The sequence below is a fragment of the Terrabacter sp. Ter38 genome (assembly GCF_024519435.1).
GTDB lineage: Bacteria > Actinomycetota > Actinomycetes > Actinomycetales > Dermatophilaceae > Terrabacter.
This window is the reverse complement of record NZ_JALJRZ010000001.1, coordinates 1-15032: the sequence shown is the minus strand read 5'-3', so window position 1 is coordinate 15032 and position 15032 is coordinate 1. Positions and strand designations below refer to the sequence as shown.

The 15032-nt window shown below is 69.9% G+C and carries 8 protein-coding genes and 2 pseudogenes; 5 read left to right on the top strand and 5 right to left on the bottom strand.

All coding sequences use genetic code 11. From position 1 onward, the window contains the following. The 3 genes from NR112_RS00050 to mobF all read right to left on the bottom strand — a co-directional run bounded on the left by NR112_RS00050 (position 1) and on the right by mobF (position 8900). Positions 1–369, bottom strand: coding sequence for a hypothetical protein (locus NR112_RS00050; protein ID WP_256791955.1), 369 nt, complete (start codon positions 367–369; stop codon positions 1–3). Positions 370–1840: 1471 nt separating this feature from the next. Beyond that, positions 1841–2173 carry an Lsr2 family protein gene (locus NR112_RS00045; protein ID WP_256791954.1) on the bottom strand — a complete coding sequence of 111 codons (333 nt, stop codon included), beginning with the start codon at positions 2171–2173 and terminating at the stop codon, positions 1841–1843. A gap of 604 nt (positions 2174–2777) precedes the next feature. Further along, complete coding sequence (gene mobF, locus NR112_RS00040; protein ID WP_256791953.1) at positions 2778–8900, bottom strand: MobF family relaxase; 6123 nt, start codon at positions 8898–8900, stop codon at positions 2778–2780. A gap of 329 nt (positions 8901–9229) precedes the next feature. Between mobF and NR112_RS00035 the strand changes: the two genes are divergently transcribed. Together NR112_RS00035 and NR112_RS00030 are read left to right on the top strand one after the other, a co-directional pair. Then, positions 9230–9649, top strand: a complete 420-nt coding sequence (locus NR112_RS00035; protein WP_256791952.1) for a hypothetical protein — start codon at positions 9230–9232, stop codon at positions 9647–9649. A 132-nt stretch (positions 9650–9781) separates the two neighbouring features. Beyond that, positions 9782–10864 carry a DUF4192 domain-containing protein gene (locus NR112_RS00030; RefSeq protein ID WP_256791951.1) on the top strand — a complete coding sequence of 361 codons (1083 nt, stop codon included), beginning with the start codon at positions 9782–9784 and terminating at the stop codon, positions 10862–10864. A gap of 231 nt (positions 10865–11095) precedes the next feature. On the opposite strand, the gene NR112_RS00025 is transcribed toward NR112_RS00030, so the two are convergent. Further along, complete coding sequence (locus NR112_RS00025; protein ID WP_256791950.1) at positions 11096–12001, bottom strand: hypothetical protein; 906 nt, start codon at positions 11999–12001, stop codon at positions 11096–11098. A 182-nt stretch (positions 12002–12183) separates the two neighbouring features. Here NR112_RS00025 and NR112_RS00020 point away from each other — a divergent pair, with 182 nt between their 5' ends. The 3 genes and pseudogenes from NR112_RS00020 to NR112_RS00010 all read left to right on the top strand — a co-directional run. Next, a complete protein-coding gene (locus tag NR112_RS00020) occupies positions 12184–12564 on the top strand; it encodes a hypothetical protein (protein ID WP_256791949.1) in 381 nt (126 codons plus the stop codon). Next, positions 12564–14030, top strand: a complete 1467-nt coding sequence (locus tag NR112_RS00015; protein WP_256791948.1) for a hypothetical protein — start codon at positions 12564–12566, stop codon at positions 14028–14030. The genes NR112_RS00020 and NR112_RS00015 overlap by 1 nt, the downstream gene beginning before the upstream one ends. 152 nt (positions 14031–14182) lie before the next feature. Continuing rightward, a pseudogene (locus tag NR112_RS00010) lies at positions 14183–14722 on the top strand (transposase); the annotation flags it as partial. Positions 14723–14812: 90 nt separating this feature from the next. On the opposite strand, the pseudogene NR112_RS00005 reads toward NR112_RS00010, so the two are convergent. Then, positions 14813–15032: pseudogene (locus NR112_RS00005) on the bottom strand (cupredoxin domain-containing protein); the annotation flags it as partial.

Here is a 15032-nt window from a genome sequence, read left to right as displayed (position 1 = left end):
TCACTTCTTCTCGCCCAATGCGTCAAGCTCAATTTGGAGTTCGAGGAGGTGGTGAATTGGGAAGTCGAGGATGGCACGCTTGCTTTGGGGGATTGTTCGCGCCAAATCAAAGGTAAAGGTGTTGTCATGTCGGACCAACTGCAACTCAGATGCAGCCGACGTAACGTGCGAATCGCTGCCAGCTTGACCTAGTGCTTGCACCGCGTGAGTGAATTCACCCAGGTCAAAACGGTCGTTGAGACGAATCCAGTCGTTTTCACTGCGATCGAACGGCCACATCAGACGGACAGCAACCGAATCATCGCGATCGAGGACAATCTCGAGAAGCCCATCCGGAGGATTCTGGATGCTCAACAGTGTGCTAGTCACATTCCACCTTTCTCACGTGCGCCCAAGTGGCGAGGCGCTGGCCGCACCACACGGCAGTGTAGCGAGTGCAAGGAGGTCGCACTGGCCGGGTGTGTACTCGTTTCGATCATGAGGATGCGGAGGGCACCGACCTTGGCCGGGTTGGTGCTGGGCGGGCGAACACGTCCGCGAGGTGTGGACTGAGGCAGAGGATCGGGCCGTGAGGACGCTCGAGGGGTTCGTCCAGATTGCGCCGCTAACGGGGTGTGATGACGAAGATCACCAGTGGTTCGGGGTCAGCGCGGGACCGCCGTCCGCAAGTGGGTGCGCGAGACTCCGTTCGGCCGTCTGGGATCGTCCGATGTGCGATCCGACATGGAGCCCGGACTCGGCGAGGACCCGTTGTTTGATTAGATGCTGGACTTGGCCGAGTTCAGCCGTTCGTTCCGAGGGCACTCCGCACGCGACCATGTGACGCGGTTGTCCGGGTGGACAGTTGTGGCTGACGGGACGGGGTGTTGCGTCCATGCACGCTTGCGCTCCGCGGCTGCTGGCGGACCGAGTCGGGTCGGTTTGACTGTGGGGTTGTCGCCGGGGCCGAGCGGGCAGGCTCCGCCCAGTCCCTGGTTGGAGCAGGCGGTGACCGAAATCGCGGTTCAGCTCACGGACGACGGTGGAGCCATCCCTGAGATTTGAGACGCTGCTCCACCTCGACTGGAGGACTAGGGCCAATCGCGTCGACGGGTTCGGTCCGGCGGCCTCGGGACGAGCCAGTCCCGGCAGCGATCCGCCGTATGGAGAGAGCGGCCGGGCGCAAGTCCGCCGGCAGGACTGGTCGCAGCCCGCGGCGGCCGGTGGGATACCAGCCTCCCGGCTCGCGGACGCGGTCAGAGCGAAGTCGAAGTGCTGGACGTGGACACGGCATGGTCATCGAGCACGGCTAGAGCTTTTTTCTGCGGCGGTTTCTAAGTGCGGTTACGACCCCATCAGCTCAGATGTAGTGCGACAAGGCCAAGGAAATTCTCCCTGGGAACGCCGGGTCGAACCCATCCCCGACCAACGAGGTCTCGGCTAGTAACACAACATAGGCATCTGTGACGCACCGCCTAGAGCGCGGGTCCGCGCACGCGGCGCCGGCAGCTCCGACGATCTGATGGCTGGCTCACCGCGCCGAACACGAAACGTGGGCGCGCGGTGCGGGACGCGAGCCGACGTTGGCGACCCGGTGGAAAGAGACGCGGCCGCGGTAGCCCGTCAGGTTCGCGTTCACCCTTCGTCCGGGACACGATTAGGCCGGGGGGTTGCACGCCAGTTAGGCGGCGGTCGACGGGGCGGGCAGGCATGCAAGTCGTTGAGATCACTGACATCGCCTGATGCTCATGCCACCTGAGCGCCTCGAGCCATCGACTAAATCCGCGACGTGCTGGTGCTCGACCGAACCGACGATTCGAAAGCCTTCGGTCTCGCGCCTCGGGAGGCTTCCATGACAGCCTCAGCGAGAGGCGTTGTAAGCGTCCTGAACTTCCTGACTGATCCGGCCACGGTCCGAGACCGTGTGACCGTTGGCTCGGGCCCACTCGCGGATGGCCTGGAGCTGGTTCTTGTCGGTCTTTCCGACAGCGGTTTTGGCAGCGGCGCGGCGGCCGCCGCCGCCGGTCTTGCGAGCCTTGCTGGTGAAGGGCTCGAGCGCCTTGATGAACTTCTCCTCGTTTTTGTTGGAGAGGTCGATCTCGTACTGGGTGCCTTGGTAGCTGAACTGGATGGTGGTGTCGGCGGGGCCACCGTCGATGTCGTCTTCCAGGATGGTCTGGATTCGCTGTGCCATGCTTCGGGCGCTCCTGTTGCTCGATGACTCCCTGCGACTGCATCGAATCACACGCAAGGCAATACCTGCCACCTCGGCACTGACATATGGGAGCCGACCGCACCCATCGTGCCGCGAGGTTAATCGCTCGATGTTGTGCGAACGTCATACGCGAAGATACGGAGATCGAGCCTGAGTCCACACCACGAGATCTCGGACAGGTTGTGGATGCGGTTGCGTAGGCACAACAAGGGGACCTGACCCTTGCCGCCCTGACCCTTTCCGTGGCCGCGCTGACGGCAGGCTACGAAACCGCCCGTTGTGCGGCCAGCCGTGTCCGTCGCGACCGCCGTTCGGTCAATGACGTACGCGGCGTCTGAGCCGCGTCAAAGGCAAAGTGAACGGGACGGTCCCGGGGTACGTTCGGCCAGTCGGGGGAGTTCTGTGAGTGCTCAGGAGTCCACCGGTGGTGCTGTCCCGCGCCCGCGCCGTTTCCATCGCTCGCGCGGACATCGGTTGAGCCGCCAAACTCGAGATCGAAGCGAAGGGCGGTCGACGGCAGGGACTGTGTCACTTCGCACCTTGTGCGGCTGTCAGTGGTCATCGCGACGGACTGGGGTGTTCCTCAGCGCCTGGCAGGGTCTCGGCGGGGCGCGCTCGTGACGTACGCGGCGCGCTGCTGTTGGGCGGCTCCGGTTCGTAGGTGTGCGGGCGTCTCGGACGTGTTGACGGGTGTCTCGTCGACGGCGGTCTCGTCATGGGAGAGGTGGACGGCGAGTCGACGACGGAGCTCTTGCGCGGGCCGGTCCTGCAGCGGTTCGTCCTCGATGAGCCGACGGCAGACGGTCGCGATGTCGTGTCCGCTCTGGTGTGCCTGGGCAAGCATGGCGGCCAGGGCGGGCCAGTCGCTCTGGGCGGGAAGCCGGGGGTCGAGCTCGCGGGCCAGCCCGAGCCATCGCTCGACGTGCTGACGGATATCGGGCGACGCGGGGCGCCTGCGCTCATCGTGCAGGCCGGTTAGTTGCTGCCGGGCGACGGCGCGGGGGTCGCGGTTCCAGGCCTCGGCCAGGTCGGCGAGGCAGGCGCGCGCAGCCCGACGTGTTGTGTTGAGCTCGCGTGCGATGAGCCGGGTCCCGGTGTCCCACGTGGTGGCGGGTTGGGCGGCGAGGACTTGGGTGGCCCGCTGCAGCCGGGTGTCGTCGCTGAGGCTGGAGAGGCGTTCCGTGATGAGCGTCGACGCGAGGGGTCGGGCGCGCTGGAGGGTGTCGAGCAGCGCGTGGGGGCCGTGGCGGGTGAAGACGTCGGCGGGGTCTGACCCGTCGGGGAAGATCGCCACTGCGGGGGACAGGCCGTGGGGTGCGAGCGTCCAGAAGTCCCGTTCGGCGGCGGCCCGGCCGGGCTGGTCGCCGTCGGTGGCCACGACCAGGGCTCGTCCCATCGCCGCCAGCTCGGCGCTCTGCTGCCGAGTGAGGGAGGTGCCGAGGGTGGCGAGGCCGACGTAGGCCCCGGCGCCGGCGAGGGTTACGGCGAGAGCGTCCATCGGGCCCTCGACGAGTACGACGGCGGTGTCGACGGGTAGGGGCCACGGCGGTGTCACGTAGAGCTGGGCGCCCTTGTGGAACAGGGGCGTGTCGGCGGTGTTGAGGTACTTCGGCACCCAACGGCCCGCTATGTGGTCATCGCCGAGGTCGGGGTGGCGGCGTCCGATGAAGCCCAGCACGTCGCCGTCGCGGGTGATGGGGAGGATGACGCGGTCACGGAACCGGTCGATGAGCCTGCCGCTGCGGGCGCGTGTGGCAACACCGGTCGCGAGCATCTCGCCGTCGCTGATGCCGTAGCGCCGCAGGGTGGTGACGAGGTTGGTCCACCCGGCGGGCGCGTACCCGGGTGCGAGCCCGGACAGGGCGGCTGTGAGGGCCGCGGCGTGGGGAACCGTTTGTCGACCGGTCGCCGATTCGCTTGTGGGGTCGAGGCGTTCGTGCAGGTAGGTGTCGGCCCAGCTGTTCGCGAGCTGGCCGCGGAAGTAGTCCAGGGTGAGGTGGTTGATCTCGAGCATCCGCTCCCGGCTGACGGGGCTGTCGTCCCAGAGCGCGGCGCGGGCGACCATGGTCTCGACGTCGTCTGCGTCGGGCGGAGGGGGTCCCATCGTGTCGCGCACCATGGCGGCGAGGGCGAGCCGCATCTCGACCGCCGCTGCGGCCTCGTCGGGCTCGTCGGGCTTGACGCCGTCGGCGCTCTCGTCGATCTTCGGGTCGGTGCTCGGGTCACGGTTCGGGTCGAGGAGGTCCTGCCACTGTTGCGGGGTGGGCGCCTCGCACCAACGACCGGTGTCCGGTTCGAGCTCGTGCTCGACATCGTGGTCGGCGTCCTCATCGGGGTGGTGGAGGACGGTGGCTTGCTCGATCCAAGACTGGTCGTCCTCGGGAGGTGGGTTCTCGTCGAGGTCCTCGGCTGGTGGGGGTGGGTCGGTGAGGACGGTAATGCGCCACACCATGGCCTGGCAGTCGTCGAGGTCTTCGTCGCGGTGAGGGCCGCTCTCGTAGCGCAGGTGGGTGCCGAGGAGATCGGCAAGGGTCCAGCCGCGTTGTAGGGCGTGGTCGATGCTGGTGACCAGGGCGGGCCACCACGGGCTGGCCTGCAGCTCCCCGGCGTGCTGCGGGCCGAACGTTTCGGAGACGCGGGATAGCCATGACGTCGTGAGGGCGTCGTGCTGGTGGTGCGCGGTGTCGACGGCGACAGCGGGAGCCACGTGCCGGCTGATGCGCCACCACAGGGCGGCCGCAGGGTGGTCATCGGGCAGCGGCGAGCTGGTGGCTGCGCGTCGCAGGTGGTCGGGGGTGTCGAGTCCGGCCCGGGACATCGCGGCCAGCCGTTCGGCCAGGGTCGGGGTGAAGTCGTCACCGCGGACACCCGGCGCGACAATCTGCAGGAGGTCCTGCCATTCCTGCAGGGCTGGTGCGTGAGTGGCGTGCAGGGCGGTGGTGAGTCTGCGTTGCCACAGGGCTGCGGCCTTCTGCAGCTGCGGTGGCCCGGTGGGGCGACGGTCCTGCTCGGGGACCTGGGTCGCGGCCCGCCAGACCTGCACGTCAGCGAGGACGGCAGGGTCCGGGCGGCGGCCGGTGTGGATGACCCGCGCGGGCGTCTCGGCGAGAGCGGTATGCCTCACCTGGTCGGCGAGGCCGGTGACGAGTTCGGCTCTGCGGGTGAGGTACTCGCCCCAGCCCGGATGCTGCAGCAGTGCTGCTGGGATGCCAGGGAGCCAGGGGAACGGTCCTGTGCCGGCGGCAAGGCCATCGATGCGCCAGTCGATGACGGCGGCGGGGTCGTCGGCGGTGTCGAGTTCTCGGCTGCCGGCGGCGTCGAGCAGGGCGGTGCGGGGGTCGTGGTCGTGGGCGGCGAGCAGGATCAGATGTGCGCGGAGGGTGGGCCAGGCGGGGGCCTGGGTGAGCCCGGGAACGGCCTGTTCTGCGTCGCGCTCCAGAGTGGTCACGGCTCGGGGGCCGAGGAGGTCCTCGGCGGCGTGGTGCAGGGCGTCGGTGTAGCGGGCGGTCGCCTGCCCGAGCAGGAGGGCCGGGTCTGCGGCGTCGCGCAGCTGGGTGGTGGCGGAGACGGGGGAATGGTCCCGGGCGAGGATTGCTTCGAGGATGTCGGTGGCGGTGGGTGGGGCGAGGGTGTCAGGGTGGATCGCGGTGTGGGGGTCGCCGTCGGTGACGACCTGGAGGTAGACGTGGTTGGCGACCCGGCCGCGGGTGAGCATCGTGTAGAGCTGCTGGCGCGACTCCTGCCCGCTGGCCAGGCCGTGCATGGTGTCAGCGGAGACGCCTTGCGCGGCGTGGACCGTGGTGGCGTAGCCGAGCTCCGTCGAGGCGGTCACGTACCCGGCGGGCAGGGTGATGGTGCGTCGGTGGCGGGTGTTCTGGACGCGTATCCGGCCGTCGTCGCTGACGTCCAGGACGGTCCACCGGTCGCCGTTCTTGACCCAGTCCGTGGCGCTCACTCGTAGCCGGCGGTCGTTGGTCCGGGTGATGACGAGGTCACCGACCGAGGCGGCGTTCCCGTCCGCCAGAGTGACCTCAGCGTTTGAGCCGGCGCCGGTGCCGGCACTGGGGTGTTGGCGCTGGAGGCGGTGGGTGCGGGCGCGGTGGTTGAGCTGGGCGACGAGCTCGCGGGTGGGGGCGAGCATGATCGCGTCCAGGCCGCGGTCGGTGTCGGCGCGCCAGGCGGTGAAGATGTCCTCGGTGGTGGTGGCGGGGTCGCCGACGTGGACGCGGTGCTGGTCGAGGTAGAACCCGAGGGCCTCGGGCGCCCCGTCGCGGAGGGCGAGGGTGGCGGCGGCTTCGGCGGGGTCGGTGAAGCGCAGCAGCTCGGTCAGACGCAGCGCCCCGTGGCGGTGGGCGATGTCGCGAAGGACCCCGCCTGCGCCGATCGCGGCGAGCTGCTGGTCATCCCCGATGAGCCGGACGGACCCGCCCCGGGCGGTGACGAACTGCACGACGGTGTCGAGGGTGAGGGTGTCGGCCATGCCTGCCTCATCGACCACGACGAGGCTGTCCCGGCCGATGTTGGCGGCCCAATCGGGCAGCTCGCCGTGGGTGATGGACCAGGTGAGCTTGGCGAGGGTGTCCGTGACGGCTGACGCCGGCCCTGACGTGTTGGCGGTGCCGACATCGCCCGGAACGCCGCCGGTGTGCGCGCCGGCCTCGGACGTGGAGGCCGCTGTAGCGGCGCTGATCTGGTCGCGCAGGACGGCCGCGGCGGCTGCTGAGGGGGCGAGCCCGATGACGTGGCCGCCGCCGTTGCCCCAGGCCGTGGCCAGCGCCCGCAGGGCGGTCGTCTTCCCGGCCCCGGCAGGTGCGATCGCCAGCTGCAGCCGGGCCCCGGAGGTCGCCATGGCGCGGACCAGGGCTGTCTGTCCGGCGTTGAGGGTGACCCCGTTCGCGGCGGACTCGAACAGCGCCAGCTCCACATCGCGGGTCGCGGCCGCGGTCCCGTCGAGGCGTCCGGCGGCCTCGAGCAGGCGGTGTTCGGCGGCGAGGACGGCGGCGGAGGTGTACTGGTCGGCGCCGTGGACCGTGTAGACGCTGGCGCCGTCCCGGCGGCGCAGCTGCGCCGGTTCCCTCATCCCGTCGTCCTGGTCGGTCAGGCGTACCGACCGGCGGTCCAGGACCTCGTCGACGAGAAGCCCCACGACCGCGTCGACGTCGCCGGCCCGAACGCCGGCGCGGACGTGGGGACTGTCAGGTTCGGCGGATCTGACTCGGCGTTGTGCCTCGGCCCGGACGTGCCACACCTGCCACGTGCTGCGGCTCGACTCCAACGTGGCGACGATCGAGGCAGCGGTCGCCTCGACCCACGCCGTGTCGATCAACGCCGCGTCTATCCGCTGATCAACCGCTGCGCCGGGCGCCTCGATATGAGACCTGAGGCCCGCCTGTCCGGGTGTCTGCGGTGCGGTGGCTGCCCGGACCATCGCCTCGAGGGCGTCCTCGTCGCCAAGGACCTCGAGGGCCTGTCGACGCCACGTGGTCCGTTGCTCAATCAGGGGGCGCGGGTCCTTCTTGGCGTGCCGGGTCTCCAAGGTCGCCTGCTGCGCCAGCTGGATCGACTCGACCGCGGTCGGGGGACGGCCGTGGGCGTGCTGGAAGGCCTGGGCGAGCTCGCCGCGGCGGGTCTCGACAGCTGCCCGCCGGGCCGACCAGCGCTCGTTCAGGCGGGCGTCGACGCCGACCACCTCCCGGATCGGACGCTTACCGACATCGGACCCTGCACGCTGGGTGAAGCGCAGGCCGAGGTTGGCGTGGAGGTGCTTCTCGAGGGCGGTGTTGTAGGTCTCGGACGCGGACACGTTGGCCTTGAACAGGACCCGCCCGTCGATACTGAGCCAGCGCCCGTCGAGGGTCTGGACCTTGTTCGCGACAGCGACGTGGGTGTGCAGGTCCGGGTCCCCGGCCCGGGAGTCCCGGTGCGTGAACGCCGTCGCCACCAGCCCCCGGACCTCGACCTGGCGGACCCCGTTTGCGCCGGTGCGGGTGAACAGGGCGTGCTCCTCCAGGAACCGCAGCGCGTCCTGCACGGCCGCCACGTGGGCGCGTTCGATGGCCGCGGCCGTCGCCGGATCAGACACAGCCCAAAGGGTGCTCACGCTCTTGACGGGGGAGAAGGTCAGGTCGTAGCCGGCGACCGCGGTCGTCCGGGGCCGGGAGTGTTTCGCGATCGTCGCGGCGATCTCCCGGGCGCCGTCCGAACCACTCGCGGGGTCCCGGCCGTGCTCGGCGCGGAACAACTCGATCGCCACCTCGGTCCGAACCCGAGCCCGCTCCTGCAGCGGGACCGCGGCGTCCGAGCCTTCGTCGAGCGTGGACGCGAGCTCGGCGATGCGGCGGGCCACCTCGATCCGGAACGCGCTGACATCACTCGGATAGACCTTGTACGGCGCCCCGAGACGGGTCACCGTCCGGTAGTCGAGCGCGGTCAGGTCCGGGCCCGCCAGCCGGTCCAGTCGTTGCTGCGCGAGAGGGTGGTGGCCGGAGCCGAAGAGGGCCTGCATCTGCTCGGCTGTGACGACGTCCCCGACCTGCAGGCCGTCAATGCCGGCCATCCCGGAGCCGACCCACACCCCGGGCGTCTCACCCTTTTGCTCGTAGTAGCTGGCCAGGCCGGTATGGCCCTTGTCGGTGGCGTCCTGGGCCGCGACCTGACGGGTCAGGTAGTCGTACCCGCTCCCGGCCGTCAGCTTGTGAATGGACATCGTCACACCCACCAAAGCCCGATCCTCGTGTCCAGAGGATCACATCGTTGAAACGTAAACGACCGGTAATGCATGAGGTGTGTGTGACATGAGCGGTTGCAGTTTCGGTGGGGGTACGGGCTTGGGTCAGCGCCGGTCAGGTGGGGGATCTCGTCGGGGTCAGGTCGGGCGGCGCGGCGTGTCGAGGCGCGACGTCGCGACGTCGTCGCGATGTCAGGCTCGAATGGCGAGGTCGGACGGTCGGTACTGATCGGTGGGGGACTGATCGCTGGGGAGCGATCTCGCGGCTTACGTCGATGACACAAGCCATGCCGTCGTGAGGGCTGATCATGAGTGAACCCACTAGTGAACGTTCTGGGCGACCGGGGCGGGCGTCGGTGCGGCAGGCGGCGCGCCGCGCCGCCCTGGCCGCGCAGGCGAAGGTGCGCGCTCACCGGCAGGAGCGGGACAAGCGGCTGGCCGCCCTAGCCACGACCGTGCTGGTCGCCCTGGGGGAGCGGGACGCGGCCGTCATCACGTACGAGCAGCGCGCGGGTGCGGCGCTGCGCCAGCTGTTCGACGGTGAGCACGTGAGCGTGGCGGAGGCGGCGCAGTGGTGTGGCCCAAGCCTGACCCCGCGGGAGATCACGCGGCTGCGCCGTCTGGGGACGACCGACAGCGCCCTGGCCGGAACCTGGAATCAGGGTCGGCAGCCGCCAGAGCGCCCGACGGTGCATCGCACGCAGAAACCCCCTGAGACAACCCCCTGAGACGTGACCGTGGCGGTCGAGGCCCTCGAGCCGCGGCCGCGGGCGTCGCGGCAGCTGGGCGTGACGTGATCGCCACGGCCACCGACGTGGCTTTGGTGGGTGACCGTGCCGTCCGAGACGAAGGAGAGCATCGTGAGCCAGGAGAACCTCGTGCTGCACAGCATGAGCGAGGTGGTTGCGGCGGTCCCGCACTTCCTCGGAGTGCACCCGCAGGACTCCCTCGTGGTCGTCCCCGAGGTAACCGGCCAGGCCCCGGTCGCGAGAGTGAACCTGCCGCACGGGGTCACCCAGCAGGAAGCGGTCGCTGAGGGGCTCGCCCGGACGTATGCCGGCACGGGTGTCGGGACGGGGGTGGGGGTCGTGCTGCTCGCGTACACGGACCAGCCGGACCTGGCACGTGAGGTGTGCGACACCGTCCGGGAACGGCTCGAACCGGCGATCCCGGTGATCGGCGCCGTGGCGGTCGACGGCGACGGCTGGGCGCGTCTGGACGGACCGAACCGCGGTGAGGTGACCCAGAGCGACCGGGACCTGATGACGGCGGAGTTCCTCGTGCTGGAGCGTCCGACACCGTTCGCGACGCCGGGGGATCTGCGGCAGGCGTACGCCCCTGGCCACCCGGTCCCGGGCGAGCTGATGGCTCTCGCGGCCGAGCGCGCCGCGGCGGCTGCCCGCGGCGGCCACGCCGAGCGGGTGTGGATCACCACCACGCTGGCCCGCGCGGCGGCCGGCCACACCGTCCTGCCGGACGCTGATGCGGCGCGCCTGATCGCCGACGTGCAGCACACCCCGCTCCGGGATCAAGCCTGGGCGTCGATGGAACGCTCGACGGCATCCCGTCACGCCGAGCTGTGGCGCGACCTGCTGACGCGCTGCCCCGAGAGCGCTGAGTCACCCGAATCAGCCACGTGGCCGGAGTCACCGGTGGCGCCGGTGGCGTCGTTGACCGCGTTCGCGCACTGGCTAGACGGCGACGCCCTCAAGGCGCGCGTCGCTCTGGACCGCGTCCCGGCGGGGACCGCGTACCAGATGACCCGCCTCATCGAGGTGGCCCTGGAGCTCGGGATGGACCCACGGACCTGGACCGTCCCGGACGACCTCGACGGACCCGGCCGTGACCCGTCCGCATCGTCCACGTCGGAGGAGCTGCGCCACGCGACCCGCGAGCCACCGAAGCCCCCGGCCGGGCGCGGCCCTGACGGACCACACCGCTGAGACGCGGTGAGCTCGCAGGCCGGCCGGTGGCATGCGTCGGACGCCTCGACTGGGCGGTGCACGGGATGAGACAACGACTCGTGAAGAACGCGATCGAGTTCAGAGGGGACCCGCGCCCTCCTTGTGAAGGTCACTCGCGACGGCACCGGTGCCCAAGGCGGTGACGTGTGGGCGTGAGCGTCAATGGCCCGGCCTGCCGGACCACGCGCGCGGCGTCGCTCGAGTCGCCTGTCAGCGTCGCCTCGTCCTATCCTGTGGACCCGACGGCTGCAGGGAGGCGTGAGCAAGCTCGAGAGCGTGGACCCGTTCGAACGTGGCGGCCGAGCGTGACTGCCGCAGCAGGAAATCAGCCAACGCCGATGCCAGACCGATGCGAGCGACCTCCTCGTCCCCGATGGCCTGCAGCCGCGCGGCCCACGCTCGCTCCCACCGGGGCACGAGGTAGCTCAACCCGACGACGGCCGCACTCAACGCGCCGGCCACGACAGCCTCGGGCGGGCCGGTGCTGACGCCTTGGCCGAGGGCGATCAGGCCCACGACGAAACGTGCCCGCCACATCAGCGCCACCAGCGGCAGGCGCCCGCCTGCCGCGCCAACGGCGCGGGCGAGGCCGCGCAGGAACCGCCACGGGATGGTCCACAGCTGCACCGCCAGCTCGGACCGGAGGGCCCCGACTCGGACGAGACCCGCCGCGTGGGCGATCACCGCGGCTGCCTGCTCCGGCGGGAGCCGGCCCCGACGGACCTGCGACACCATCTCTGCGGAGACGAGAACGGACCGGCGGCCGGCTCCTGTCGCGGCCACCGCCGGTCCTCCGGGCCAGAGGTAGAGGCGAACCAGCGGCGGCCCCAGGCCGCGCCGGCAGAGCAGAACGATCGCCGGAGCCAGTGCGGCGGCCTCGGCTGGCGTCAACGCCCGCGCACCGAACAGCGCACGTACCGCGGCCGGTTCGCCGGCGCCGCCAAGCAGGGCGACCGCCAGGGATAGTGCGCCGAGGAAGACGACCCAGCCGAGCGGGCCCGGCAGCAACGGGGGCAGCGTCGCCATCGCAACGGTGCTGACGCCTATACCCGGCGTCTGCGCCAGCAGCGTGGTCAGCCGTACTCCCATCACACCCACCCCCAAGCCGAGCGACAACGCCGCCCGTCGTGCTCCGGCTGATCGTCAGCAGGCGGCTGCCCGGCTTTTGTCCGTGAGAACAGTGTCCGACGACGCACCGACACCCCGTGGGTTATCCACAGGCCCGCGGCGGGGCGGTCCGCCGCGCCCGCTGTCTGCGTGGATGAAGACGGCCAGATCCGACGAAGAAGGGACGCGCCATGACGTCGAAGACGGAGACGACGACGGGCAACGATGGTCTGGCGGTGATCGGCGGGGTGGCCCTGCTCCTGCAGGCTGCAGCCGACCGCTGCCTGAGCATCCTGGCTGCCGACCCGCAGCCCGGGCTGGAGGAGTCCTTCGCCCTGTCGGACCTCGGCCTGGGCGCTACATTCGCAGCCAGCCAGGCCCGCGGCCTGCTGCCCGCCGCCGTCGAGCACGACGATATCCAGCCCTCAGTGTCGCGCCCGGACCGAGGCGACCCGCTCGAGCTGGTGCAGGCGGCGGAGGCCCTGACCCGAACGGTCCCGATCGAGGCGCTGCCCGTCGGCGGCAGCCGCGTCGTCGTCGCGCTCTGCGACCTCCTTGGAGAGCACGGCTGATGCCCGCCCGCGAGGGCCGCAGCCTCGGGGAGCTGCTGCTGGACAGCGATCTGCTCGTGCGCGAGGTGCTCATGGACACCCCGCTGATGGACGGCCGGGTCATGATCCGGACATGGGGCGAGGTCGTCGAAGCCGCCGCCGATCTGTGGCGCGCGTTCCCCGAACCGTCCCCACACGCAGGCCAATCCGAGCGTCACAATTCTGCTCAGGACCTGATGAAGCAGCTCCAGACGATGAACAACAACCTGATGAAGGCCTCCCGGAGGAGCCCATGGCCCGGGACTGGCCTCGGCGACGACCGGCTGCTCACGGTGTGCGAAAACCTCACGACAGCCGCTGAGCTGTTGCCGCGCCGCCGCACCGATGTCCGCCCCATGCGCCCCGAAGTCGAAGCGGACCTCGACGCCGCCAAGGCACGGTTGATGCACGTCCTCTATGTCGGCGCCCACGGCGTGCAGGTCGCTCTGAACCGCGACCTGCGCGACCTCACCGCCCTGTCCGCGACCAGGCGCGCCGCGGTACCTCCTGAGTCGCGGAAGCGCACCGTGGAGGCACGCGACCGAGTGGCCGCCTTCGAACAGCTCGCCGGCTCCTACGTCGCCGGCACCTTCCCCACAGCGTTGCACGGCGAACACAAACCACCCGCCGAGCCAGATCGGCTGCGGCAGGCGCTGGCCACGTGGGACATCCAGGCGCACCGCTCCTTGTCCGGCGCCCCGACCGCCGGGACGATCGCGCTCATCGCGCAGACCCAGGCGCACATCGCCTTCACCAGCCAGACGCTGCTGCGCGCCGGGTCCGGGTCCGGCGCGATCGAACCCGGCGCGTACCGCACTCGCCTCGCGCCGGCGCTGGAGTCCGCCCAAGCGAGCTGGGTCGGGCTCGCGACCGTGTGGCCGCAGCTCGCACCGTCCCGCGGACGCCGACCAGGCCCTGACCTGGTCAACGCGGCCAACGAGATCCGAGCCGCGACGCGCGAGATCATTCACGACCGCTCCGGCCTGGCGAGCATCGAAGTCCTCGCCGCCACGGTCGATCTGAAACAGGTGTCCCGGACGCTGCAGCTGGGTCTCGCAACCTCTGCAGACCTCGCCTATGCCCTCCGAGAGTCCACTGAGGATCCAGACCTGCTCGGGTCGGCTCGCGGCGTGAACACCATGGCGATGGCGCTCGAGGCGCGTGGCCCGTACGGCAACGCCTCCACCGAGTCCTGGGTGCGGCCCGTCGACCACGCTCATGACCGACCCGTCGCGCTCCCCGACATCGTCAGGGAAGCACTCATGCGAGCAGCAGACCGGGCCATAGAAGGAGCCAAGACGGCAGCCGGAGCCGCTGCCTACCTCAGCGGCCCCAACGGTAATGACGCAGCGAAAACACTTGGCCTGAAACCTGATCCACTCGCGCATCACCACAGTCAGACACGCGCTCTTCCGGCGGCGACATCCGGCAGCGGACGCCTCAGGTGATCTTCTCGGGTAACGCCCCGACCGCAAGCCCCAAAGGAGCCCACCCGCCTCGGCCGAGATGTAAACAGAGAAGAACGCGCTGAGATCGGGAGTGTCCGGAAAAGGGTGTAACTGGTCCAAGTCGCTGATTGTTCAGCGGGAAGGGTCTGGTCATGACCGAGAAGCTGGAGGGCGTGAGCCCTGGTAAGGAAGGGAAGACGCGCACGGCGGCTCAGGTCGAGCGTGACGCGGTGCGTGAGCTGGTCAAGGCCGCTCGGGCCAGGGGTGAGGATCTGACCGGCCCGGACGGGCTGCTCAAGGCGATCACCAAACAGGTCCTCGAGTCCGCGCTCGAGGAGGAGATGAGCGAGCACGACGGCTACGACAAGCATGAGGTCGCCGGCCGCAACGGCGGCAACTCCCGCAACGGGACTCGCGCCAAGACGGTCCTGACGGACAACGCCGGCAAGGTCACCATCGAGGTCCCCCGGGACCGGGACGGCAGGTTCGAGCCGGTCATCGTCCGGAAGCGGCAGCGGCGCCTGACGGACGTGGACGCGGTCACGAGCTCGTTGTATGCCAAGGGTTTGAGTACCGGAGAGATCAGTGCGCACTTCGCCGAGGTATACGGCGCGAGCATCTCCAAGGACGCCGTCAGCCGGATCACGGACCGGGTGATCGAGGACATGCAGGCTTGGTGTTCCAGGCCGCTGCTGGCTTCCGACTCCGTGGGCGGGAGCGACGAGTGAGAACTGGACTGCCGAGGCCCAGGTCACGGTGGCTGTGGTCACGACGTGGTCTGCTCAACTGACCGCAACCTGCAGCAGCGTCAGAGCCGGATGGTGCATCTCCACCTCGTACACCCCGGGAGTCGCGCCGGTCAGCTCGAGCGACGCGGGGACGCCTGGCTTGATCTCTTGCTCGATCTCGAAGCCGTGCGCGTGCACTTCGTCGGCGTGGTCGCTGGTGACAACGATCGTCAGCGTCTCACCCACCTTCAGCGGGATGGTCGCCGGCGCGGGG